Origin of the sequence: Actinoallomurus bryophytorum, assembly GCF_006716425.1 — a bacterium.
Lineage (GTDB): Bacteria > Actinomycetota > Actinomycetes > Streptosporangiales > Streptosporangiaceae > Actinoallomurus > Actinoallomurus bryophytorum.
On sequence record NZ_VFOZ01000002.1, the window covers coordinates 350,948 to 373,723 of the forward strand.

A 22,776-nucleotide genomic window follows, 5' to 3' on the forward strand; every position below is an offset into this window, starting at 1 on the left:
CTTTCCGGGCGCGTTCCCCACGCGTCGCGCCGTCAGAGAACCGAACCATGCCGGGGCGGGCAATAGGTCCGATTTGCGACGCTGCGTGGAAACTTTTTTCGCGGGGCTGTCGATTCCGGCCATCGCCGCTTGTCGTCCTTGTGAGCGACGATCTATGGAGGATGACGACATGGCCAGAGAGTTCGAGGTCACGTGGGAGGGCGAACTGCCCGCGAGCCCGCAGGAGGTCTGGGAGGCGTTCACGAAGCACACCCGCGGCTGGCTCTGGGAGATCGCGTACGAGCCCCGGGTGGGCGGGGCCGAGCGGGGGCTGACAGGTGGCGGCGGCAAGGTGACGGTCTGGGACCCGTACCGCCGCTTCGTCACCCGCGCCGAGGCCGGTACGGACTTCAACCAGCTCGACTACTCGCTCGAGCCGTCCTCACAGGGCACGCACCTGCGTTTCGCGCACCGCGGCATGATGGCCGGCGACTACGACCTCGAGCTGGACGCCTGCCGGCGGCACACGGCGTTCTACTACCACTCGCTCGGCGAGTACCTGCGCCACTTCTCCGGGCGTGACGCCGTCTACCTCAGCGTCGACGCGCCGGCCGAGTCCCGGCACGGCGGGTTCGCCCGGGTACGGGAGGCGCTGGGCGCCGGGAAGCCCGCCGTGGGCGACACCGTACGGTGGGAGCCCGCCGGTCTGCCGCCGATCGAGGGGGTCGTGGACTACGCGACGGACACGTTCCTCGGCGTTCGCGGCGCGGACACGCTTTACCGCTTCTATGGCCGCGACCGGTGGGAGTGGCCGGTCGGCGTGGCGCTCCACGTCTTCGAGGGCGACGCCGACGCGACCGCGTGGAGCGGATGGCTGAACGAGATCTTCCCGAGCGAGGTGGAGGCGTGATGGCGCAGTACGCGGTGCTCATCTTCGAACAGGAGACGCCCGGCGGTCCGTCGCCTGAGCTCCTGGAGGCGCACGGGCGGCTGCCCGAGCGGATCGCGGAGCAGGGCGGCCGGGTGCTCGCCGGGCTCGCGCTGGAGCCGAGCGGCACGGCGACGGCGATCCGCGGGGACCTGATCACCGACGGCCCGTTCGTCGAGACCAAGGAGGCGATGGCCGGGATCTTCGTGCTGGAGGCACGCGACCTCGACCACGCGCTGGCGCTGGCCGCGCTGACGCCGATCGCGAACGGCGGCGTCGAGGTCAGGCCGCTGACCGGCTTCGGGGTGATGTGAGCGCGGTCGAGGAGGCCATCGCCTCGGCGCACCGTCGCGAGTGGGCCTACGTGCTCGCCGCGACGGTACGGGTGACGCGCGACATCGACGCCGCCGAGGAGGCGGTGCAGGACGCGTACGTCCAGGCACTGAGCACGTGGGCGTCCACCGGCGTACCCGACCGGCCGGGCGCATGGCTGACGACGGTCGCGCGGCGGGTCGCGCTGAACGCGATGCGGCGCGGCCGGACGCTGGCGACCAGGCTTCCGCTGCTGCTGGGCCCGGAGGAGGCCGAGATGTCCGAAGCCGCTGAGCCGATCCCCGACGACCGGCTACGACTGATCTTCACCTGCTGCCATCCCGCCCTGGCACGTGAGGCGCAGATCGCGCTCACGCTGCGGCTGGTGTGCGGGGTGGCGACGCCGGACATCGCGCAGGCGTTCCTCGTCACGGAGCCGACGATGGCCGCGCGCGTCACGCGGGCGAAGAAGAAGATCGCCGCCGCGCGCATCCCGTACGCGGTGCCGGACGCGGCCGCCCTGCCCGCACGTCTGGACGCGGTGCTGACCGTGATCCACCTGCTCTACGCGACGGGCCACACCGCACACTCGGGCGCCTCTCTCGTCCGCGACGAACTGACCACCCGTGCCATGGACCTGGCCCGCATGCTGCGTCTTCTGCTGCCGGCCGACCGTGAGGTCGCGGGCCTCCTGGCCCTGCTCCTGGCCCACCACGCACGCCGCGCGACCCGCACGGACGACACGGGCCGCCTGCTGCGTCTGGAGGAGCAGGACCGCTCGGTGTGGGACCGCGCGATGATCGCCGAGGCCGACCGGCTGGTGGTGGCGGCGCTGAGCGCCGGGCCGCCGGGGCGGTTCTCCCTCCAGGCGGCGATCGCGGCCCTGCACGCCGAGGCGGCGACGTACGAGGCGACGGACTGGCCCCAGATCCTGACGCTGTACGACGCCCTGCTGCGCGTGTGGCCCTCACCGGTCGTGGCGCTGAACCGCGCGGTGGCCGTGTCGATGGTCGCGGGCCCGGAGGCGGCGCTGGCCGAGGTGAAGCGCCTTGAGGATGAGGGACGGCTGGCAGGCTACCGCTACCTGTACGCCACGAAGGCGGACCTGCTGAGCCGCCTGGACCGCGACGCGGAGGCCGCCGAGGCGTACCGCGCGGCGCTGGCCTTGAGCGACAACGTGGCCGAACAGGACTTCCTGACCGACCGTCTCAGGTCGTCCCGGCCCGCGTCCTGATGACCGGAGCGGCCGTATCTCCGCGTGGCACCTCCGCGGCTTCGGCCGCGGTGGACGGAGACCGTTGCTGATCCGCGTCCGTTCTCTCGGTGACCTTGGGACGGCTCGGGATCCGGTAGTGACCCCGTGATCCTCTTTCAACTGCCCGAACGTCGACGGGTTCCAGAACTGGAACCGATCATCATGCCCCCGCCTTTCCGGCGAGGTGCGGCCTTAGCCTGAAGATGCGATATGGCCTTATTCGGGTCAGGCGAAATGTACGCCCTGGTATCTCGATAAAAGCCGCGGACACGGCAGCGAGACGAAGGACGTGGCGAGCGGCAGACTCGCCCCGACCCCAACCCCGTGGGGGGCGGGTGCCCTCCCACATCGGGGGCTCCGGGGGTCGCCCCCCGGGCTAGCACAGCCTGGACGCGACCTCGGAAGGCTCGGTGCGGCGTCGCAGCAGGTCAAGGACGTCACGCTTGCGTGCCGCCAGTCGGCGGTGGGCCGCCACCCGCCGGTAGCGGCCGTGGTCGCCGCGGTCGAGCCTGGTGCCGCCGGAGACCTCGTAGCCATGCTCGCGCAGCAGATCCCCGGCGACCGTCTCGCACAGCGCGATCTCCGCGGCGGTCAGGCGCGTGCGCCAGGTGCCCGAGCGCGCCGTGGTGACCTCGTCGTGGGTGCGCAGGTGCCAGGTCTTCCGGCCGGGGACGGCGACGGCCGCGACCTCGCCGGGCTCGCACATGGCCGGGTCGAATTCCTCGCCGAGGAACGTACAGAGCCCGGAGAGCTCCTTCTCCGGATCGCTGATCAGTCGTTCGTAGTACATGCGGTGGTAGGAGTCCGGGCCGAGTGTCCGCGCCGCGCGCTCCCCAAGTTCGGTCGACTCCACCCAGGTGGACAGCGCGTGGAGGGAGTCCTGTTTGTACCAGTCCATCTCCTTCAGCGATGCCACGCAGTCGCGCCCGTCGCGGATGAGTTGCACCACCTGGGCGTCGGGGAACATGCGCAGGAGGGCCGGGATCCGCTGGAAGTAGCCCGGCCGCTTGTCGCCCCACCGCGGCTTGCCGAACCGGGCCGCGTACGCCCGCAGCACGATGCCCAGGGCCGAGCCGAGGGTCGGCGGGCCGGCGACGATCTCGTCGACCACCTGCTGCCCGTCCAGACCCAGGTCGGCGAAGCGCGTCTTCTTCCGGTCGACGATCCAGCGTGCCAGGGCGAGGCGGTTGGCCTCCTGGGCGAGGTCGCCGAAGTCGGACCGCGCGTCGTAGGCCGCCATGAGGAACCGCGTCTCGGGCGGGATCGCGATCCTCGGATGAGCGTGCAGCATCAGCTGCAGCATGGTCGTACCAGATCGCGGGCAACCGACGACAAAAATGGGGCGCTCCGGCTCCTTCATTTGCCCTACGTTAAAGAAGCCGCCTGAAAATTGGATGAGAATTTACAAAGAGTCTCTTGTTTTTGTGTTTCGACCTACGGAACAAGCCGACGAAATACCGAATTCCAGACTTGATATACCGGAAATGGCGCCTTCAGGGAATTCACGGCTTGAACAACCATCCGAGCCGGGGCTCCACCGCCCACCGGAACGCCACGCGTACCGGTCCGGTCATCAGCACCACGGCGAGCGCGACACAGCCGAGCGTCAGCGCCGGCACCTCCCACCCGGACACGCGGTAGTACCAGTCCTGGTAGGACAGGAAGAGCGTGACGAACCCGTGCAGCAGATAGGCGTACATCGACGCCGCGCCGAGATCGCTGAACCACGTACGCCGGGCGGGCACCACCGCGAGGAACGCCGTCGTCAGCACGGCCGCGGCGGCGAGCGCGAGGACACGGAAGCCGATCCCCGACGGCGTGCCCACACCTAGCTGGGCGAAGCTGCGCCGCCAGTGCACCCATTCGGGATCGACGCTGGTCTCGAGCACGTACGCGGCCGCTCCCCCGGCCGCGAGCACGACCACCCCGGCGACACGCGCGCCCCGGCGCCGCAGGTACGCGAAGTGCTGCGGGCTCAGGAGCAGACCGACCACGAAGAAGGGCAGGAACGACAGCACCTGCACGGCGTCCAGCATGCTCGGCAGGGTGATCAGCCCCGCGAACAGCCAGACGGCCACCGCCACGCCCACCGCCGCGGGGAACCGCAGTTGCTGCCACAGCGGTACGGACAGCCGCCAGGCGAGCAGGGCCGGCAGGAACCAGGTCAGGTAGTAGGGCTCCAGCGGGTCCCAGCGCATGTGCCGTCCCGCGAGGAATTCGGTGTACACGACGTACGCGAGGCTGAAGACCACGTACGGGACCACGATCGCGGCCACCAGTTTCCGCGTGCGGTTCCGCGATCGGCTGAAGCCGCGGGAGAAGTACCCGCACATGACGATGAACACCGGCAGGTGGAAGGCGTAGATGAACGACTGGCCCGCCCCCAGCAGCCGCCCGCCCACCGCCGCGCTCCGCAGGGGTTCCCACGCGTGACCGATCACCACCAGCGCGACGGCCAGGAACTTGGCGTTGTCGAAGTACGGGTCACGCTCCGTGGCGTCCGGGCGTTCTTCCGTGGAGTCCGAAGCGCCGGGTTCTCCCGCCGAGTCCGGGGCGGGCCGTCCGTTCGCGGGCGCCGGACCGTGTACGGGGGCGTGCCCGAAGCCCGATGCGGGAGCAGGACCGGGCCCGGACACTGATTCGTGTCCGGGCCCGGGTCGCGCGTCGCGGTCCGGACCGGGCTCGGGGCTCCGGTCGGGACCGCTCAGCTCATCTTCTGCCATAGAGCCCGGCGGCGATCGACACACCCACTCCGGCCACGACGACCTGGATCAGAATCTCGATCCAGTCGATTCCCTTGGTGTCGGACACGTCGAGCGCACCGGCGATGGCGGTGCCGATCAAGGCTGCCACGATACCGATGACGATGGTCAGCCAGATGGGGATGGACTGGCGACCCGGTACGACCAGGCGTCCGAGGACACCGATCACCAGACCGATGATGATCGCCATGACGATTCCGGTTACGTGCATATCGGGGGCTCTCCTTCGTTTCTCAAGATCCGCCCCCTTCGTGCCCTCGATCGCCGCATCTATGCAGACGAGCACGGCCGAATCCGGCGGCCGTGGCATTCTCGCCCTGATCAGCCGGAATCCCGGAGGGCTCCTCGTTTCCCCCACCAGGGCCGACCTCGGTCGCGGGATCTCGCGGCGATCATTGGTCACACGGGCACGGTGAGGACGGCCTTGCCGCGGATCTCGCGACGGGCCATCGCGGTGAAGGCGTCGGCGGTCCGCGTCCACTCGCCGGCCCAGCCGATACCGGGCCGCAGCCGGCCGTCGGCGACCAGGCCCGCGAGGATGGCCAGATCCTCGCCCTTGGTCTCCTCGGGGACGGTGCTGACGAAGCCCACCACCTTGGCGTTGTACGCGCCGGAACGGTAGAAGTCGCTGAGGGTGAGCTCGGTCGCTCCGGCCGCGCTGCTGTAGACGACGGCGGTCGCTCCGGGCGCCAGCAGGCCGATCGCCTGCCGCAGCGCCGGTCCCCCGACCCCGTCGAGCACCAGGTGGAAGGGGCCGGTCGCGTCATCGAGCGACGTGACGGCCCGGTACACCCCCAGCTCTCTCGCCTCGGCCTCGCGTTCGGGCCGGCTGACCTGGGCGGTGACCCTGGCCCCGGCCGCGACCGCCAGTTGCACGGCGAGCCGGCCGACGCCGCCCGTGGCACCCGTGACGAGAACGTCACGGCCGAGCACCGAGCCCCCGAGGCGCAGCGCCCGCAGGGCCGTGAGCCCCGAGACGGGAAGCGCCGCGGCCTCCTCGAAGGACACGCGATCATCGAGAACGGCCGTCCAGCGGGTCGGCACGGGGATGCGCTCCGCCCATCCCTCCCACTCGGGATAGGCCACGACGCGGGCTCCCACGGGCGGGCCGCCGCCGTCCGCCGCGGCACGCAGGACCACGCCGGCCACGTCCTGCCCGGGCCGCCAGCCGTCGGGCCGCTCCTCGATCAGCCTGACCTCACCGGGGTTGATGCCGAACGCCCGTACCTCCAGCACGCACTCGCCGGCGGCAGGTTCGGGCTCGGGCAGATCGTCGGCCAGGCGCAGTCCGCCCGGCGCCCGGGAGTCGGTGATGACACCACGCAAGGACGCTCTCCTCGTTCGACCGAAGTGATCAACGCCGATCCAGCCCACTGCGTTTCCAGCGGCGATCGCCGGACGGCCCGATCCGGCATTCGCCGCATCACGGCTGCCGGACCTGCTGCGCTCGCCGGGGCGCCGCTCACCGGAGTTCGATGAGGAGATCGCCGCCTTCGACCTGCTGGACCCGGCCGATGGCGAGGCGGCCGACCGTCCCGTCGCGCTGGGCGGTGATGGAGGCCTCCATCTTCATCGCCTCGATCGTGGCCACCGTCTGGCCCGCGGACACCTTCGCGTCCTCCTCCACCTGGAGCGTCACGACGCCCGCGAACGGTGCCGCGACGTGGCGGTCGTTGCCGCGTTCGGCCTTCTCCGCCGCCTTGACGTCCGTGACGATCGACTCGTCGCGGACGCGTACGGGGCGGAGCTGGCCGTTCAGCGTGGTCACCACGGACCGGAAGCCGCGTTCGTCGGCCTCGGAGATGGCCTCCAGCTCGATCAGCAGCGACACCCCGTGCTCCAGGGTGACCGTGTGCTCGGTGTCGGGCTCCAGACCGTAGAAGAAGTCCTTCGAGGAGAGCACCGACGTGTCGCCGTACGACTCGCGCCGGGCGGCGAACTCCTTGGCCGGGCCGGGGAACAGCAGGCGGTTCAACGTGGCGCGGCGGTCCTCGCGCAGGCCGCGCCGGTCCTCGTCGGTCAGTGACGGCGGCTCGGCCTGCGGCGAGCGGCCCTCCAGCGCGCGCGTACGGAACGGTTCCGGCCAGCCGCCCGGCGGGACGCCCAGCTCGCCGCGCAGGAAGCCGATGACGGAGTCGGGCACGTCGAACCTGCCCGGGTCGGACTCGAAGTCGGCGGCCGAGACGCCGGCGCCGACCAGATGCAGGGCCAGGTCCCCGACCACCTTGGAGGACGGGGTGACCTTCACCAGGCGGCCCAGCATGCGGTCCGCCGCCGCGTAGCAGTCCTCGATCAGTTCGAACCGGTCCCCCAGCCCGAGCGCGATGGCCTGCTGGCGCAGGTTCGAGAGCTGGCCGCCGGGGATCTCGTGGTGGTAGACGCGGCCGGTCGGCGATGCCAGGCCGGACTCGAACGGCGCGTAGACCTTCCGCACGGCCTCCCAGTACGGCTCCAGGTCACCGACCGACGTGAGCGAAAGGCCCGTCGCGCGTTCGGTGTGGTCCGTGGCGGCGACCAGCGCCGACAGGGAGGGCTGCGAGGTCGTCCCGGCCATCGACGCGACCGCGGCGTCCACGGCGTCCACCCCGGCGTCGATCGCGGCGGTCAGCGTGGCGAGCTGGCCGCCCGCGGTGTCGTGCGTGTGCAGGTGCACCGGCAGGTCGAAGCGCTCGCGCAGCGCGGTGACGAGCCTGCGGGCGGCCGGCGGGCGCAGCAGGCCGGCCATGTCCTTGATGGCGAGTACGTGGGCACCGGCCTCGACGATCTGCTCGGCGAGCCGCAGGTAGTAGTCGAGCGTGTAGAGCGTCTCGGACGGGTCGGACAGCTCCGCGGTGTAGCAGAGCGCGACCTCGGCGACCGCCGTGCCGGTCGCGCGTACGGCCTCGATCGCGGGCCGCATCTGCGAGACGTCGTTGAGCGCGTCGAAGATCCGGAAGATGTCCATCCCGGTCGCCGCCGCCTCCGCCACGAACGCGTCGGTGACCTCGGTCGGGTACGGCGTGTAGCCCACGGTGTTGCGGCCCCGCAGCAGCATCTGCGTGCAGATGTTGGGCACCGCCTCGCGCAGTGCCGCGAGGCGCTCCCACGGGTCCTCGGCCAGGAACCGCAGCGCCACGTCGTACGTCGCGCCGCCCCAGCACTCCAGGCTGAACAGCTCCGGCGCCGTACGGGCGACGTACGGGGCGACCGCGAGCAGGTCACGCGTGCGTACCCGGGTCGCCAGCAGGGACTGGTGCGCGTCGCGGAAGGTGGTGTCGGTGACCGCGACCGACGTACGTGCGCGGAGCTCGGCCGCGAACGCCTCCGGGCCGAGCGCGGCGAGGCGCTGCCGCGACCCCTCCGGCGGCGCGTCATCGAGGAGCACCGCCGGGAGCTTTTCGACCGGCTCGACGACGACCGGACGCGGGCCGTGCGGCCGGTTGACGGTCGTCTCGGCCAGGTAGCGCAGGACCCGGCTGCCCCGGTCCGCCGACGGCCGGGCGTGCACCAGCTCCGGGCGCTGGTCGATGAAGCCGGTCGTGATCCGGCCGGCGCGGAAGTCGGGGTCGTCGAGGACGGCGCCGAGGAAGGGCAGATTCGTGGCGACGCCGCGGATGCGGAACTCGGCGATCGCGCGGCGCGCACGCCGGGCGGCGTTGGCGAAGTCGTGCCCGTGGCAGGTGAGTTTGACCAGCATCGAGTCGAAGTGCGCCGAGACCTCGGCGCCGGTGTGCACGGTGCCGCCGTCGAGCCGTACGCCGGGCCCGCCGGGCGAGCGGTACGCGGAGATCGTGCCCTTGTCGGGCCGGAACCCGTTGGCCGGGTCCTCGGTGGTGATGCGGCACTGCAGGGCGGCGCCGGTCAGGGTGATGACGTCCTGGGTCAGGTGGAGCTCCGGCAGGGTCATCCCGGCCGCGATCCGCAGCTGCGCGATCACCAGGTCCCGGTCGGTGACCTGCTCGGTCACCGTGTGCTCCACCTGGATGCGGGGGTTCATCTCGATGAACACGTGGTTGCCGCGGCCGTCGACGAGGAACTCCACCGTGCCCGCGTTGACGTAGCCGATGTGGCGGGCGAACGCGACGGCGTCGGCGCAGATGCGCTCCCGCAGGTCCGGGTCCAGGTTCGGGGCCGGCGCGATCTCGATGACCTTCTGGTGCCGCCGCTGCATCGAGCAGTCCCGTTCGTACAGGTGGACGACGTTGCCCTCGGCGTCGGCGAGGATCTGCACCTCGATATGGCGGGGGTCGAGCACGGCCTGCTCGAGGAAGACGGTGGCGTCCCCGAACGCCGACTCCGCCTCCCGCATGGCCGCGTCGATCGACTCGCGCAGGTCGGCCGGCTTGGCCACCCGGCGCATGCCGCGTCCGCCGCCGCCGGCGACGGCCTTGACGAACACCGGGAAATCGATGTCCTCGGCGGCGGCGAGGAGCGTGTCCACGTCCGCCGACGGTTCGCAGGACTTCAGCACCGGAATGCCGGCCTCGCGGGCCGCCGCGACCGCCCGCGCCTTGTTCCCCGTCAGGTGCAGCACCTCGGCGGGCGGGCCGATGAAGGTGATCCCCGCCTCGGCGCAGGCGGCGGCCAGCCCGGGATTCTCCGACAGGAAGCCGTAGCCGGGGTAGATCGCGTCGGCGCCCGCCGTACGCGCGGCCTTGATCACCTCGTCGACGGACAGGTAGGCGCGTACGGGGCGGCCCGGCTCGCCGATCTGGTAGGACTCGTCCGCCTTGGCGCGGTGCAGCGAGTTGCGATCCTCATACGGGTAGACGGCGACGGTGGAGATTCCGAGCTCGAACGCGGCGCGAAAGGCGCGGATCGCGATCTCGCCGCGGTTGGCGACCAGGACCTTGCCGAACATCGAGCTCCTCAGGTGGTCGGATCCGCATGACGTCATGGCAGCGAGCCACCACGATTATCCACGGCCGCGAACCCCCACCACGAGGCGGACGAGGCCTGCGGTCCACCCCCGGCCCGTCCGCGTGGGCCGGCGGTGACACGGCGACAAGAAGCGCGCCCGTGGGGCGAGGTGATGCGCGGTTGGGTTCCGTTCCTGGGCGGCAGGCGGATCCCGGTCATGGCGGCGGTCGTCCCAGCCGCACTGGGAGCGTTCGCGGTCACCGCCGTCTGGACGTTCGCCGCGGTGAACTTCCCGAATCTGGCGGACGGGCCGGCCGGGCTCGGCGGGCTGAGCCTGTGGGCGGTCTACGTCTGCTACGCGCCGCTTCTCGCCTGGGGTCCGTTGCTCGCCGGAGTCACCGTCGCCTACCATCGCCGCCGCACCAGGCGCATTAGTAGCTTTTCGTGATGGTTCGCTCCAGGATGAGACGCTGTGACGGCGGATGAGCGGACCGAGGCGGAAAGTCTTCTCTGGCGGGTGTTCCCGTCGGGAGAATGGGCGGACCTGCGTACCGGCTCACCGGACGAGGACGACGTCGGCGGCGGAGACGCGTGGGGGCCGGAGCGTACGGTCCGCGCGGAGACGATCCAGGCGCTGCTGCTCGGAGCGGGTGACGCCGAGCCGGGGCGGTATCCGGCGGTCCGGCTCCGCGGAGCGCGGGTCACGGGGCGCCTGGACCTGATGGGGGCGACGGTCCGGTACGCCCTGGTGTGCGAGGAGTGCTGCTTCGACCGGCCGCCGCGCTTCGTCGAGTCGACCACCAAGACGGTACGGATCGTGGGCAGCCGGCTCCCGGGCTTCAACGGCGCGCGGATGCGGACGGACGGCATCCTCAACTTCCACAAGAGCCGGTTCGAGGGCGGCATCTGGCTCGAACGGGCGAAGGTCATCGGTGAGGTGACGCTTCGCGGAGCGGTCGTCGGAGGCGACCGCGACGGCGTTGCCGTGGCGGCCGACGGGCTCACCGTCGACGGCAACCTCGAGTGCAACCAGGGCTTCACCGCCGACGGTGTGGTCCGTATCCGCGGTGCGCGGATCACCGGCTCGATGAACCTGGACGACGCGCGCCTGAGCTGCTCGGCGGACCAGGCTCTGGACGCGAGGAACGTGACCGTCGACGGCTGGTTCATCGCGCGCCGCGCGATCGTGGACGGGGAGTTCGGCCTGACCAACGCAGTGATCTCGGGCTGGCTCGACGTGTCGGGCTCGCTGCTCCGCAACCCGGGCCGCACCGCGTTCGGCGGGGGCGGCCTGACGGTCGGCGGCGGCCTGTGGTGCCACCTGGGCTATGCGGTCGAGGGCGAGATGCGACTGGTCGGCGCCCGCCTGGGCGGCAATCTGACGCTGACGGACGCCGGCCTGACCAATCCCGGCGGAACGGCGCTGAACCTGGACCGCGCGACGCTCGGCGAACTCGACGCCGGCGGACTCACGGTGACCGGCGGCCAGGTCAGCCTGGTCGGCACCGAGGTCGCCGGCCGCCTGAGCCTCGCGCGCGCCCATCTCAACGACGGCGTGGACGGCATGGCCCTCACGGCCGACGGGCTGATCGTCGGCACGCTCCTGATGAACGACCTGCGGTCCCACGGCACTCTGATGATCCGCACCGCACGCGTCGCGGGGCGGGTCTCACTCGTGGGGGCGGAGCTGAACTCCTCCGGCACCGCCCTGCGGCTGTCACGCATCGAGGTCGGGGCCGATGTGTTCTGCGCGAACATGACGGCCACGGGCCAGGTGAAGCTGAGCGGCGCCCGGATCGACCGCCAGCTGAACCTCCGCGGAGCCCGCCTGTCCAACCCCGGCGGCGTGGGCCTGGACGCCCGCTCCCTCCGTGCCGGTGAGCTGATCCTGCACTGCGAGATCGACGGCTCGGTCGAACTCCACCACGCCCGCATCGGCGTCCTGCGCGACGACCCGGACCGGTGGCCGTCACCGCTCTGTCTGGACGGCCTGACCTACGAGACGCTGGAACCCCCGCTGTCCGCCAAGCGCCGCCTGACCTGGCTCTCCCGCGACCCGGACGGATGCCCGCCCCAGCCGTACGAGCAACTGGCCGCGTTCTACGCACAGATCGGCCAGCCGTCCGAGGCCCGCCAGGTGCTGTACGCCAGGGAACTCCACCGCCGCGACGCCAAGACGACGGTCGGCCGGATCTGGAGCGGCCTGCAGGACGTGACGGTGGGTTACGGCTACCGGTCCTGGCGCGCCATGCTGTGGCTGGCGCTCCTGCTGGTGCTGGGCAGCGTCCTGTACGGGTTCGCGCCCCCGGCGGCGCTGAAGGCCGGCGAGGCTCCGCACTTCAACCCGGTCATGTACACGCTCGACCTGCTGCTGCCGATCGTCGACCTGGGCCAGCAGAACGCCTTCAATCCGGCCGGCGCGGAGCAGTGGATCTCCTACCTCCTCGTGGCCGCCGGCTGGATCCTGGCCACCACGATCGCCGCCGGAATCGCCCGCGTCATCACCCGCCGGTAGCCGATCCGGCCCGGCAGGGCTCTTGGGTCACGCCGGACATCGTCACCGGTTACGGGATATTCTTTCGCCTGCGCCATCTTGTGCGGTTTCAGATGGGCTGTCACGATCTGTCGGTTCCGCTTGCCTGTGCGCCGGGTGATCGTGCGTACTCCGCTCCGAAGGGGATTGCACGTGCGCCGCTGGTTGACGCGTCCTGGCCTGGTGGTTCTTCTGCTGATCGCCGTTGTCGCCGTGGTCACCTCCGGATCCCACGCCGCCAACCGCCACGAGGCCACCTACTCCTACGGGACCCAGGTACGCCAGGGCATCGACGCCTACTGGTACGACGCGGACACGCCCCACCCCGCGCTCCTCATCCTGCACGGTGGCTACTACGACTCCGGCAGCAAGAGCGACTGGACTTCCACCGCCCGCTACTTCGCCGACCACGGCTTCGCCGTCTTCGCCGCCGACTACCGGTACGACACCGACGCCGAGTGGCCCGGCCCCCGTGACGACGCCATCGCCGCCGCCGGCTGGATCAAGGACCACGCGGAACAGTTCGACGCCGACCCCACCCACCTCGCCGTCCTCGGCTCCCAGGCCGGCGGCCAGCTCGCCACCGCCCTGGCCACCTACGGCGCCGGCCGTACCCGCGTCGACGCCGCGGTCGGCCTGTCCCCCATCAACTCGCCCTACCGCGCCTGGACCCAGGCACCCACCGGCAGCGCCACCGCCGCGCAACGCAAGATCCGCGATGAGACCGTCGTCCTGAACCGCTGCTACCCCGACAAGACGGACACCACCTGCTGGCGCCGCTGGACCGACTCCATCGCCGGGCAACACGCCTCCGGCGCCGACGACGCGCCCATGTACCTCATCCACTCCACCGGCGACACCATCCCGGCCGTCCACTCCACCGATCTGCGCGCCGCCGAACTCGCCAGGGGCATGGACCCCGCCGACATCACCGTCCAGACCCTCGGCGGCAGCGGATCCGGCGGACCCCTGCTGACGGCCGCCGTCAAGGCCCGGATCCTGATCTGGCTCAGGGACCGCGCCCAGGGCATCGCGCCTCCGGCTCCCCGTACGCCCCGCCGCGCACTCGGGACGGCGGCCCAGGCACCCGTCCACCACGACGACCACGTCCCGGTGCCCCCCGCCACCGAAGGACTGCGCGCCCTCACCGCCGGCACCCTCACCGCCGACACCTTTCCGTACGGCACCGACCCGAAGCAGCAGCTCGACGCCTACTACGCGCCCACGACCGCCCGGCGGCCGGCGCTCGTGATCATTCACGGCGGCTACTGGTACGAGGACGACAAGTCCAGCTGGGCCTCCACGGCCCTGTGGTACGCCGAACGCGGCTACGCCGTCTTCTCCATCAACTACCGCCTGAACACCACGGCCGTCTGGCCCGCGCAGCGCGACGACGCGCTCAGCGCCATCTCCTGGATCAAGGGTCACGCCACCACGTTCGACATCGACCCCGACCGCGTCATGCTCCTCGGATCCTCGGCCGGCGGCCAGATCGCCGCCTCGGTCGGCACCTACGGCACCGGCACCAGCCGCGTACGCGGCGTCGTCGCCCTCTCCCCCGTCGCCTCGCCCTATCGCTCCTACAAGGACGGCGACAAGGCGGGCGCGACCGCCTCGGAGCGCAAACTCCGCGACAACTCGACCCTGCTCGCCGGCTGCCACCCCACGACGGCCGACGCCGCCTGCTGGAGCCGCTGGACCGACAGCGTCGTCAAGAACCACGTCAGCCGCGGTGACGCACCCATGTTCCTGCTCCACTCGAAGGGCGACTTCGTCCCCTCGACGCACTCCGCCGACCTGTGCGCCGCGCTCAAGGACAAGAAGGTCGGCTGCACCCTCGACGTCGTCGGCGGCGACGGGCACGCGGGCGCCCTGCTCAAGACCGCCGGCGTTCACGCCAAGATCCTGACCTGGCTCCAGACCCACGACCGATGACACCGGCACGCTTCCTCGGCATCGACCTCGCCTGGCGCGAGGACGCTCCGGGGCGGCCTGCCAACGAGAGCGGCGTCGCCGCGATCGACGCGACCGGCCGGATCCTGGACGCCGGGTGGACTCGCGGGCTGGACGAGACCGTGGCGTGGGTCGGCGCGGCCTCGGGAGCGGGCCCGGCGCTGCTGTTCGTCGACGCGCCCCTGGTCGTCACCAACGAGCGGGGACAGCGGGAGTGTGAGACGCAGGTCGGCCGGAGGTACGGCCGGTGGAAGGTCAGCGCCAACACCACGAACGTCCACACCCCCCGCCTGGCGGGCGTCGGCCTGCGCCGCAGGCTCGAGGCGCGCGGGTGGGGGTACTCCGACGGCATCGACGGACCTCCGGAGCGAGGCCGCGCGATGTCGGAGTGCTATCCGTACACGACGCTGGTCGGTGCCTTCGAGCTCGGTTACGCGACCGAGCGCCCGCGCTACAAGCGCCGGCCCCCAAAGCTGACGGTGGCGCAGTGGCGGCCCGAACGCGCCACCAACTGCGACCGGCTCATCGGCCGGATCGAGCGGCTCGCCACCGCCGACCCGCCCCTCCTCCTCGACTCCCACCCGGTCTCCCGGCGGCTGGCCGACGAGCCGTCACCGCTCGCCGACGTCGCCTACAAACACCGGGAAGACCTCATCGACGCGCTGCTGTGCGCGTGGACCGCGGCGCTGTGGTCACGCCACGGGCACGCTCGCTGCCAGGTGCTCGGCCCGTCCGTACGGAGCGGTGACGACCCCCCGGCGACGATCATCGCTCCCGCGCGCGCCGAGCAGCGGTAGCCTCAGCGGCTCGCAGCCTGGAATTTGGTCTGCGGAACCTTCCCACCCGGGTTCTTCGCCCTGCTGGGGTCCTTTGACTCGTACGCCTGGACGATTTCCGCGGGAATACGGCCACGGTCGTTGATCGTGATCCCGTGCTGTTTCGCCCAGCCCCGGATGTCCGCGGCGCGTTCGCGGTTGTGCGCGGTACGGCCACCGCGTGCGGCGCCACGACCGGCGCGGCGTGCACCGGCCTTACGCGCCTTCTCAACATACGGAGCGAACACCTTGCGAAGCTTGTCCGCGTTTTTCGTTCTGAGATCGATTTCGTACGTGATCCCGTCAATCGAGAAACTCACCGTCTCGTCGGCCGGCTTGCCGTCGATGTCATCGAGTAGCCGAACGATCGTTTCTTGTGCCATGTCATTATCTCCTGCAGTGTCCAAGGAGCCAGTCAGTCATCAGGGTTCGCGTCCGGATGAGCGGCGATGAACTTCTCATAGACCTCATCACCGATCTTCCCACGGGAGCTGACCTCGATGCCTTCTTGCCTGGCCCATTCGCGCACGTCGCTGTTAGAGTATCCGCGCAGGCGAGGCGCGGTGTCGGATGTCGCCTTACGTGCCCGGCCCGCCTGCTTCACCCGTTTGGCCTTCTCGAGGTACGGAGTGAGCACCTCAATCGCCTCTTGCAGTTTCTTGAAGTTCTCATCACCGAGATCGATGGTGTATGTGGCATCGCCGATCTCGAAATCGCGCTTCTCGACGTCCACTCCATCATGACCGTCGAAATCATCCACCATGATGACCTTGGTTGCCACTAAGTGTTCCTTTCTCGGTGACGTTGCCTGAGCAAGGATAGTATGACGCCGCCTCGGGGCAGGAGCAGGCATCGGCCGCTGGCGTGCCCGCGGATGCTGATACGGGTGTTGCCACCCGAGTAAGACGTTTCAGCATTGCCGTTTCGCACTCGTAGCAGAATGCCTGATATAGGACTCCGAGTAGACCTCAGCTCGCGTTCGGCGGGTCGAGCACCGCCGGCAGCTCGAACGCCGTGAACGCCTCAGCATCCTGGAACACCACATTATGCGATATCGCGCCGCGCGTTACGGCGAACACCCGCACGGCGCGCCGTTCGCCGCCGCCGCCGTCGCCCCGGCGGTGCGCCGCGACGGACGGCTGTCCGTTCGCGAAAACCGGCACCATCCGTCAGTCGTCTCCGCGCGTGGCGCGGAGGTGGCCGGCCTTACGCGGCCTCTGCCCGGCGGGCGACCGCGCGCAGGAGCTCGAGCCGGATGAGGCCGGCCCCTCCTGCCTGGATGAGAAACCAGTAGGGGGCGAACGCGCGCCGGCCGGCCGGGTCGGTGGCCTGCACCCGAGTCTCGGCGGCCAGCAGGGTGCCGTCCGCGATCGGGGTGAGCTGGAAGCTCATGGCGCCCTTGGCCCAGCCGGGCTCGGCGAAGGCGGTGAAGGCGGCGGGGTCGTTCGTCTCTACCGGACCGGGCGTCGCGCGGAACCGCCAGTACTTGGCCACCTGGCCTTTCACGGCTTCGCGGCCTTCGTCACGGCCGAGCTCCGGCATGGACACGAGGTCCGCGAGCCGGCCGGACATCCGGCTCCGTCCGGCCGTCCGGATGCCCATGAGCAGCCGGGTGATCGGGATCTCCGCGGCCGTGACGGCGTGAAGCGCGTCCCACACGGCGTCCGGGGGCGCGGCGATCCGGCGCGTGTAGCGGGTGCGGAAGTCGTAGGTGGGGAGAAGCCGGTCCAGGATCCAGTCCATGAGACGCTCCGAGCATTCTGGACGGTGCCGTACAGAATGGTACTGTACGGCACCGTACAGAACCGGCCTCGACAGGGGTGCCGCATGCCGCGTACCGCCCGTCTCACCCGCGACGACTGGGCCGCCGCCGCGCTCGCCGCCCTGGCCGAAGGGGGGCCCGAGGCGGTCGCCGTCGAACCGGTCGCGGCACGTCTGGGCGCTTCCAAGTCGAGCTTCTACTGGCTGTTCGCCAACCGGCGGGCGCTGCTGGAGGCGGCTCTCGAACGCTGGGAACGCGTGCAGACCGACGAGGTCCTCCCCCGGCTCGCGGAGATCGCCGACCCGGCCGAGCGCCTGCGTCGCCTGGTGCACCACGCCTTCGCCGCCGCCGAGGGGAGCGACCTCACTCTGCGCCTGCTCACCGAGTCGGCAGACCCGGTCGTGCGGCCGGTGGCCGAACGGGTCACCCGCCGGCGGCTCGCCGTGATCGAGGCGGCCTTCTCCGAACTCGGCCACCCGCCGCGACTCGCCCGCCACTACGCGACGGCGAGCTACTCCGCGTACCTCGGCACGGCCGCGCTTCGGCAGGTCGGCGCCGCTCCGGGCGATCCGGCGGCCTACGTCGACGCCCTGCTCGCCGCCTTCGGCATCCCGCAGGCGGACTGATCGCCCGCCGCGATCCGTTCCCGGCCCACCGGGCCGCCTCCACCCGCTCTCACGTGGCGGGCGGCCCGGGGAGCCAGGATCTGGGGGCGGCCTCGTGCACCGGCTCGCGGAGTGTCTCGTACGCCGCGTCGAGGCTGGTCGTGTTGGGTATGCGCCGGGCCAGGCCGGTGACCGCGGCGATCCGGCAGACCGTGCCACTGGCCGGCAGGACGAGACAGACCCGTACGCCCAGGGAGCGGGCCCGCCGCCCGGCACTGACGATGGCGCCCACGCCCGTGCAGTCGCAGAACCGTGTCGCCGTCAGGTCGATGACCAACGGGTCGGCGCCGCGGTCGAGCAGATGTATCAACTGGTCGCGTATGACGTACGCGTTGCACACGTCGACTTCGGGGGGAAAAGCACTAACCGTTATTCCGGCCCTGTCAGTGACGGAGAGTGGGAACCGGATGATCGAGGGCATACCGCCGCCATCCCGCGGTGTCGAGAAGTGAGGGGGCCGCGTTACTGGACCCGTCCGCCCGATCCGGCGAGCAGACTCATTACAGGTTCTAACGGCTGACAATTCTCGTCAAGTCGATCAACACAACACGCGTCGCCCCGGGCATAGAACCCATGGATATACAGCGAAATTTACATTTACATGTCGAGTTAGCGCGGATCATGCGCGCCGAGCCCCGCCGCCACCGACGACGAGCGCGTCGAAGTGCGTGGGTCGCGTGGGAGTCCTCCCGGTCTCAGGCCGGTTCGAGGTCGGCCAGGCCGGTACGGGGGCTCGTGACGTCCTCCCCCGCCGCCGCCACCGCCTCGCGCAGGCTCACCCCGGACCGCACCCGTGCTCCGGGTAGCACGACCGAGCGCTCCACCTCCGCGCCGGGCTCCACGACGCAGCCGGGGAACAGCAGGCTGGACCGTACCGTCGCGCCGTCCGGCACGTCGACGTCGCCGCCGACCAGGCTGCCGAGCCGGGGGACGTACGTCGGCGGCGCACCGGTCAGCGTGCGGGGCAGGTGCCCGGCCGGCATCGGGCCCGGCCGGTCGAGCAGCTTCATCTGCTCCAGGTGGTAGCGCTCCACCGTGCCGATGTCGGCCCAGTAGCCGGAGATCGGGTACGCCAGCACGTGCCGCCCCTCCGCGATCATCCGGGGCAGCACGTCGCGGCTGATGTCGTGCCGCCAGCCGTCCTCCCCCAGCGCGGCGAGCTCGGTGAGCACCTCTTCCAGCACCTCGGTGCGGAACAGGCAGAACGCGGTGAACACCAGGTCCGACGTCGGGTCGGCCGGCTTCTCGACCAGCCGGCGCACCTTCAGGTCCGCGTCCACCTCCACCATGCCGAACAGGTGCACGAACCGCCGCTCGATGCGCTGCACGCCGATCGTCACGTCGGCGCCGGCCCGGCGGTGCGCCTCCACCATCGGCCCGTAGTCGAAGGTGTAGACGTGGTCGGCGTGCTGCACCAGCACGTCGCGCGCGCCCGGCGCGAACAGGTACTCGGCGTTGTTGAGCAACGCGTCGGCGGTGCCCGACTCGGGCGGCCGGGGCGGGAGAGGCGCACCCGGCGGGGCGCCGGCCGAGCGCACGAGGCCGTCGTGGGGGCCGAAGTTCACCCGGATGCCCGCGCCGTCCCAGTGCGCTGTGAGGTAGTCCACCAGGTCCCGCTCGCGGTGCATCGACAGCAGCACCACCTCCGGGATCCCGGAACGGACCGCGTTGGCCATGCTGAAGTCCAGGAGCCGGCAGGACGCCGCGTACGGCACGAGCGGCTTGCACGTGTCGTCGGTCAGCCGGCCCATCCGCTCGCCGAGGCCACCGGCGAGCAGTGCCGCGCGTACGTCCGCTGAGGTCATGTGCTCTCTCCCGACGAGATCACCAGGTACGTCCTTGCGGGTCGCCCTGCGGCAGAAGCTCGCGCAGGAGCCGTACGGAGGCGGCCACGCTCTGCTCCCGCGGCAGCAGCGCGTCCTCGTGCTCGACGTAGAGCACGCCGTGGAAGTCCTCGTCGAGCAGTGCCGAGACGATCGCCGGCCACGGAAGCTCGCCGGCGCCCAGGGCACGGAACCGGATCGGCGGCCCGGGACCGTACCGTGACCAGCCGGCGCCGGACGGTGGTTGCGGGGCGTTCCAGCGCTGCAGGTCCTTGGCGTGCGCCGCGCCCAGGCCGTCGCCCCAGCCGCGTACCGCGTCCACCGGATCGTGCCCGGTGGCGGCGAGGTTGGCCGGGTCCACGCACAACCGGACCGAGGCGGACGTGGACGTGCCCGCCACCGCGTCGAGCAGTTGCCGGGCGCTGGCCCGGTCGTAGACCACCTGCTTGGGGTGCGGCTCGACCAGCAGCGTCACGCCGTGCTCGGCGGCCAGGGACAGCACCGGCCGCGCCTCCTCACACCACGCGGCGATGTTGTCCGCCCAGCTCACCGAGCTGTGCCACCACGAGAGCCAGCGCGCCACGTCCGGCACGCCGAACATCAGCCGTACGCACGGGGCGCCCAGGTCGGCGGCCAGCCGCACCGTGTCCAGCGCACAGCGCAGCGCGTGGTCGCGCTTGGCCGCCGCCGGGCCGCCGAGCACCGGATCGGTGTGCGGACCGTGCGGGCCGAGCAGCAGCTGGGTGTCCCTGCTGTTGCTCACGCAGTCCACCGCGACGTCCCCGGCCGCCGCGCGCAGGTCCGCGCGGTAGTCCGCCTCCCGCGCCCAGCGCGTCAGGTCCACCAGGCCCGAGGTGGTGTCGGTGGGCAGGTCGACCGCGTCGGCCCCGACCTGTGCGGCGTACTCGAGAGCGGCCGGCAGCCCCGAGCCGCCCCAGGCCGCCAGGCAGAGCCCGACCGCCACCTGCCGGTCGTCCGCGCGGTGCCGCACGGGGGGCCGTGACCGGACCGGCGGCGGATCCAGGTCGAGCAGCCACGCGGCACTCGGCGCCCGTACCTCTCCGTCGTGCACGCGGCTCTCGAGCGCCGCGTGCACGGTCGCCACCGGTTCGTCCACCGCGACCACCTCGGTGACGGACAGTTCGGCGCCTAGCCGCCGTTCGAGCTCGGCGAACAGCGGCGGGCAGCCGCGCAGCACACCGCCCCCGGCGGCGACCGACCAGTCTCCGGTGAGCCCGGCCCGGTCGCTCGCGGCGCGCACGCCCAGTACGAGCTCGCCGACCGCCGCCGACACCAGCTCCGCCGCCGGGCCGTCGCCATCGAGCCAGGCATCGCAGACCACCGGCGCCAGCGCGGCCACCGCGGCCTTGGGGAACGCCTCCGCGGCCAGCTCACGCGCCAGCTCCGCCGGGGACCGGCCCGCGGCGAGAGAGGTCAGGCGTGCGCCGATCGCGGTCGCCGGTCCCCGGCCGTCCCCGGCACGGACCGCGGCGCGCAACCCGGCCAGCCCCAGGTCGAAGGCGCTGCCCTCGTCGCTGCCGAGGTATTCACAACCCCCCACCCGGCACACCTCGCCCCCGTCGCCGGCCGCGACGAACCCCGAACCGGTGCCGCAGACGACCACCACGCCGCGGCCCGCGAGCGGCGGGGCGGCCAGCCACGGCACGGAGTCGTTGGAGACGAGCAGCCGTCCGCGTACGCCCGCGGCGAGCGCCAGGTCGCGTAAGCGGGCCGCCTCTCCGTCGTCGCCGGTGAGGTCGACGGCGGCGGTGGCGACCCATCCCGCGCCCGGCCGTCCGCCTAGCGCGGCGGCGACGTCGCCGAAGACGGCGCGCAGGGTGCGCGTCGCCGGGCCGGTGCCGACCGAGGCGGGGTTGACCGAGCCGTAGGTCTTGCGGGCGGTGGAGCCGGCCGCGATCACGGTCGTCGTGCTGCCGCCCGCGTCCACCGCCCACAGTGGGATCATCGGCCGCCCACCGGGACGTCATCGGCGACGTTGCGCAGGAGCGCGGCCCGCACCTCGTCCTCGGTGACGTCATCGGCGATCAGTGTCGTGCCGAGCTCGACCGGGAGCACGAAGCGGAGACTGCCGTCCCGTATCTCCCGGATCTTGGACATCGCGGCCAGCACGTCATCCACCGCGGGTACGGAACGTAGCCGATCCAGGCGTACCGGCAGGCCCAGGTCGGTGATCAACCGGACGATCCGCCGCGCCAGGCCGGGATCGAGCAGGCCGCGTGCGCGAGAGATGTCCACCGCGATGGCCATGCCGACGGCGACGGCCTCGCCGTGCAGCACGGGGCCGTACCCGGTGGTCGTCTCGACGGCGTGGCCGACGGTGTGGCCGAAGTTCAGCGGACGGCGCAGGTCCACCTCATAGGGGTCGCGGCCGACGAGTTCGGTCTTGATCGCACTGGCCGCGCGCACGAGCGGCCCGACCGCCGACGAATGGCAGTGGACGAGTTCGTCGGTGTGCTGCTCGATATATTCGAAGAGTTCAGGAGAGGCTATTATCGCTTTTTTCAATGCCTCGGCGAGACCGGCACGCGCCTGCCGAACGTCGAGGGTCTGAAGGAACTCCAGGCACGAAATTACGGCCCGTGGCTGGTAGAACGCGCCGACGAGGTTCTTGGCGGCATTGTGGTCGACCGCCACTTTTCCGCCGATGCCGGCGTCGACCTGCGCGAGCAGGGTCGTGGGGACGTTGACGTAGGGCACGCCGCGCATGAAGGCGCTGGCGACCCAGCCGACCGTATCCATGATCATTCCGCCGCCGAGCGCCACGATCACGTCGCGGCGCGCCAGGCCGAGCTGGGCCAGCCAGTCGATGAGCCGGTAGGCGGTGTCCATGCTCTTGCTCTGTTCACCTGCGTCGACGACCATGCTGCCCAGCAGCAGCCCGCGTTCGCGGAGCGTCTCGGTGATCCCGTACGCCGGCAGTCCGGCGACGGTCCGCTCGGTGATCACGGCGGCGCACCGCCCGTCCAGCTCGGCGAGCAGCACCTCGGTCGCCGCCGACATATCCGGCACCACGTGGATGCGATAGGTGTCCTGTCGTTCGAGGCTGACCTCGATGGCCGACGAGGTCACTGACAACGGGATCCGATCGCGAACGACATAGCTTTCCTCGGCCATCCGTCTCCCTTACCA

General features: G+C 71.3%; 21 protein-coding genes. 8 read left to right on the forward strand and 13 right to left on the reverse strand.

Annotated elements, in window-relative coordinates:
• Nucleotides 1–169 precede the first annotated feature (169 nt).
• From FB559_RS37870 to FB559_RS37880, 3 genes are read left to right on the forward strand one after another with little or no spacing between them, the layout of a single operon-like run.
• Complete coding sequence (locus FB559_RS37870) at nt 170–889, forward strand: SRPBCC family protein (protein WP_141962430.1); 720 nt, start codon at nt 170–172, stop codon at nt 887–889.
• Entirely contained in the window at nt 889–1,221 is a 333-nt protein-coding gene (locus FB559_RS37875; protein WP_141962431.1) for a YciI family protein, read from the forward strand. Before FB559_RS37870 ends, FB559_RS37875 begins: the two co-directional genes overlap by 1 nt.
• Nucleotides 1,218–2,453, forward strand: coding sequence for an RNA polymerase sigma factor (locus FB559_RS37880; protein ID WP_221640632.1), 1,236 nt, complete (start codon nt 1,218–1,220; stop codon nt 2,451–2,453). Before FB559_RS37875 ends, FB559_RS37880 begins: the two co-directional genes overlap by 4 nt.
• Nucleotides 2,454–2,850: 397 nt before the next feature.
• On the opposite strand, the gene FB559_RS37885 is transcribed toward FB559_RS37880, so the two are convergent.
• From FB559_RS37885 to FB559_RS37905, 5 genes are all read right to left on the reverse strand, one after another.
• Nucleotides 2,851–3,834 (reverse strand): sulfotransferase family protein, encoded by a 984-nt coding sequence (locus tag FB559_RS37885; RefSeq protein WP_141962432.1) that lies wholly within the window; start codon nt 3,832–3,834, stop codon nt 2,851–2,853.
• Nucleotides 3,835–3,976: 142 nt separating this feature from the next.
• Nucleotides 3,977–5,197, reverse strand: coding sequence for an acyltransferase family protein (locus FB559_RS37890; protein WP_141962433.1), 1,221 nt, complete (start codon nt 5,195–5,197; stop codon nt 3,977–3,979).
• Nucleotides 5,184–5,447: a GlsB/YeaQ/YmgE family stress response membrane protein gene (locus FB559_RS37895; protein WP_141963177.1), complete on the reverse strand. Its 264-nt coding sequence runs from the start codon at nt 5,445–5,447 to the stop codon at nt 5,184–5,186. Before FB559_RS37895 ends, FB559_RS37890 begins: the two co-directional genes overlap by 14 nt.
• A gap of 188 nt (nt 5,448–5,635) precedes the next feature.
• Nucleotides 5,636–6,562: a zinc-binding dehydrogenase gene (locus tag FB559_RS37900; protein WP_246122767.1), complete on the reverse strand. Its 927-nt coding sequence runs from the start codon at nt 6,560–6,562 to the stop codon at nt 5,636–5,638.
• 136 nt (nt 6,563–6,698) lie between these two features.
• Complete coding sequence (locus FB559_RS37905) at nt 6,699–10,076, reverse strand: pyruvate carboxylase (RefSeq protein ID WP_141962434.1); 3,378 nt, start codon at nt 10,074–10,076, stop codon at nt 6,699–6,701.
• Between the two features lie 171 nt (nt 10,077–10,247).
• On the opposite strand from FB559_RS37905, the gene FB559_RS37910 reads away from it, so the two are divergent.
• The 4 genes from FB559_RS37910 to FB559_RS37925 all read left to right on the forward strand — a co-directional run bounded on the left by FB559_RS37910 (nt 10,248) and on the right by FB559_RS37925 (nt 15,358).
• Nucleotides 10,248–10,523: a hypothetical protein gene (locus FB559_RS37910; protein ID WP_141962435.1), complete on the forward strand. Its 276-nt coding sequence runs from the start codon at nt 10,248–10,250 to the stop codon at nt 10,521–10,523.
• Nucleotides 10,524–10,547: 24 nt separating this feature from the next.
• Complete coding sequence (locus tag FB559_RS45940) at nt 10,548–12,590, forward strand: hypothetical protein (protein ID WP_141962436.1); 2,043 nt, start codon at nt 10,548–10,550, stop codon at nt 12,588–12,590.
• A gap of 201 nt (nt 12,591–12,791) precedes the next feature.
• Nucleotides 12,792–14,543 (forward strand): alpha/beta hydrolase, encoded by a 1,752-nt coding sequence (locus tag FB559_RS37920; protein WP_141962437.1) that lies wholly within the window; start codon nt 12,792–12,794, stop codon nt 14,541–14,543.
• Nucleotides 14,540–15,358, forward strand: coding sequence for a DUF429 domain-containing protein (locus FB559_RS37925; protein WP_141962438.1), 819 nt, complete (start codon nt 14,540–14,542; stop codon nt 15,356–15,358). Before FB559_RS37920 ends, FB559_RS37925 begins: the two co-directional genes overlap by 4 nt.
• 2 nt (nt 15,359–15,360) lie before the next feature.
• On the opposite strand, the gene FB559_RS37930 is transcribed toward FB559_RS37925, so the two are convergent.
• The 4 genes from FB559_RS37930 to FB559_RS37945 form a co-directional block, all read right to left on the reverse strand.
• A complete protein-coding gene (locus tag FB559_RS37930) occupies nt 15,361–15,759 on the reverse strand; it encodes a histone-like nucleoid-structuring protein Lsr2 (RefSeq protein ID WP_141962439.1) in 399 nt (132 codons plus the stop codon).
• A 32-nt stretch (nt 15,760–15,791) separates the two neighbouring features.
• The gene (locus FB559_RS37935; RefSeq protein WP_141962440.1) at nt 15,792–16,157 is read right to left on the reverse strand and encodes a histone-like nucleoid-structuring protein Lsr2; all 366 of its coding nucleotides are present in this window, start codon (nt 16,155–16,157) and stop codon (nt 15,792–15,794) included.
• Nucleotides 16,158–16,344: 187 nt separating this feature from the next.
• Complete coding sequence (locus tag FB559_RS37940) at nt 16,345–16,542, reverse strand: hypothetical protein (protein ID WP_141962441.1); 198 nt, start codon at nt 16,540–16,542, stop codon at nt 16,345–16,347.
• A 40-nt stretch (nt 16,543–16,582) separates the two neighbouring features.
• Nucleotides 16,583–17,119, reverse strand: a complete 537-nt coding sequence (locus tag FB559_RS37945) for a hypothetical protein (protein WP_141962442.1) — start codon at nt 17,117–17,119, stop codon at nt 16,583–16,585.
• 84 nt (nt 17,120–17,203) lie between these two features.
• Between FB559_RS37945 and FB559_RS37950 the strand changes: the two genes are divergently transcribed.
• On the forward strand, nt 17,204–17,764 hold the full coding sequence (locus FB559_RS37950; RefSeq protein ID WP_141962443.1) for a TetR/AcrR family transcriptional regulator: 561 nt from the start codon (nt 17,204–17,206) through the stop codon (nt 17,762–17,764).
• Nucleotides 17,765–17,813: 49 nt separating this feature from the next.
• Here the strand turns inward: FB559_RS37950 and FB559_RS37955 are convergent, their stop codons facing one another.
• From FB559_RS37955 to aroB, 4 genes are all read right to left on the reverse strand, one after another.
• Complete coding sequence (locus FB559_RS37955) at nt 17,814–18,224, reverse strand: STAS domain-containing protein (protein WP_141962444.1); 411 nt, start codon at nt 18,222–18,224, stop codon at nt 17,814–17,816.
• 274 nt (nt 18,225–18,498) lie between these two features.
• Complete coding sequence (locus tag FB559_RS37960) at nt 18,499–19,608, reverse strand: sugar phosphate nucleotidyltransferase (protein WP_141962445.1); 1,110 nt, start codon at nt 19,606–19,608, stop codon at nt 18,499–18,501.
• A 19-nt stretch (nt 19,609–19,627) separates the two neighbouring features.
• Complete coding sequence (locus FB559_RS37965) at nt 19,628–21,592, reverse strand: TIM barrel protein (protein ID WP_141962446.1); 1,965 nt, start codon at nt 21,590–21,592, stop codon at nt 19,628–19,630.
• Complete coding sequence (aroB, locus tag FB559_RS37970) at nt 21,589–22,761, reverse strand: 3-dehydroquinate synthase (RefSeq protein ID WP_141962447.1); 1,173 nt, start codon at nt 22,759–22,761, stop codon at nt 21,589–21,591. The genes FB559_RS37965 and aroB overlap by 4 nt, the downstream gene beginning before the upstream one ends.
• Nucleotides 22,762–22,776 lie beyond the last annotated feature (15 nt).

Excerpts from the sequence above, each read along its gene's own strand:
- FB559_RS37945 (WP_141962442.1), bottom strand. The coding sequence starts at position 17,119 with ATGGACTGGATCCTGGACCGGCTTCTCCCCACCTACGACTTCCGCACC.
- FB559_RS37940 (WP_141962441.1), bottom strand. The coding sequence starts at position 16,542 with ATGGTGCCGGTTTTCGCGAACGGACAGCCGTCCGTCGCGGCGCACCGC.
- FB559_RS37910 (WP_141962435.1), top strand. The coding sequence starts at position 10,248 with ATGCGCGGTTGGGTTCCGTTCCTGGGCGGCAGGCGGATCCCGGTCATG.
- FB559_RS37925 (WP_141962438.1), top strand. The coding sequence starts at position 14,540 with ATGACACCGGCACGCTTCCTCGGCATCGACCTCGCCTGGCGCGAGGAC.
- FB559_RS37930 (WP_141962439.1), bottom strand. The coding sequence starts at position 15,759 with ATGGCACAAGAAACGATCGTTCGGCTACTCGATGACATCGACGGCAAG.
- FB559_RS37890 (WP_141962433.1), bottom strand. The coding sequence starts at position 5,197 with ATGGCAGAAGATGAGCTGAGCGGTCCCGACCGGAGCCCCGAGCCCGGT.
- FB559_RS37965 (WP_141962446.1), bottom strand. The coding sequence starts at position 21,592 with ATGATCCCACTGTGGGCGGTGGACGCGGGCGGCAGCACGACGACCGTG.
- FB559_RS37960 (WP_141962445.1), bottom strand. The coding sequence starts at position 19,608 with ATGACCTCAGCGGACGTACGCGCGGCACTGCTCGCCGGTGGCCTCGGC.
- FB559_RS37905 (WP_141962434.1), bottom strand. The coding sequence starts at position 10,076 with ATGTTCGGCAAGGTCCTGGTCGCCAACCGCGGCGAGATCGCGATCCGC.
- aroB (WP_141962447.1), bottom strand. The coding sequence starts at position 22,761 with ATGGCCGAGGAAAGCTATGTCGTTCGCGATCGGATCCCGTTGTCAGTG.
- FB559_RS37885 (WP_141962432.1), bottom strand. The coding sequence starts at position 3,834 with ATGAAGGAGCCGGAGCGCCCCATTTTTGTCGTCGGTTGCCCGCGATCT.
- FB559_RS37955 (WP_141962444.1), bottom strand. The coding sequence starts at position 18,224 with ATGCCCTCGATCATCCGGTTCCCACTCTCCGTCACTGACAGGGCCGGA.
- FB559_RS37950 (WP_141962443.1), top strand. The coding sequence starts at position 17,204 with ATGCCGCGTACCGCCCGTCTCACCCGCGACGACTGGGCCGCCGCCGCG.
- FB559_RS37895 (WP_141963177.1), bottom strand. The coding sequence starts at position 5,447 with ATGCACGTAACCGGAATCGTCATGGCGATCATCATCGGTCTGGTGATC.
- FB559_RS37875 (WP_141962431.1), top strand. The coding sequence starts at position 889 with ATGGCGCAGTACGCGGTGCTCATCTTCGAACAGGAGACGCCCGGCGGT.
- FB559_RS37870 (WP_141962430.1), top strand. The coding sequence starts at position 170 with ATGGCCAGAGAGTTCGAGGTCACGTGGGAGGGCGAACTGCCCGCGAGC.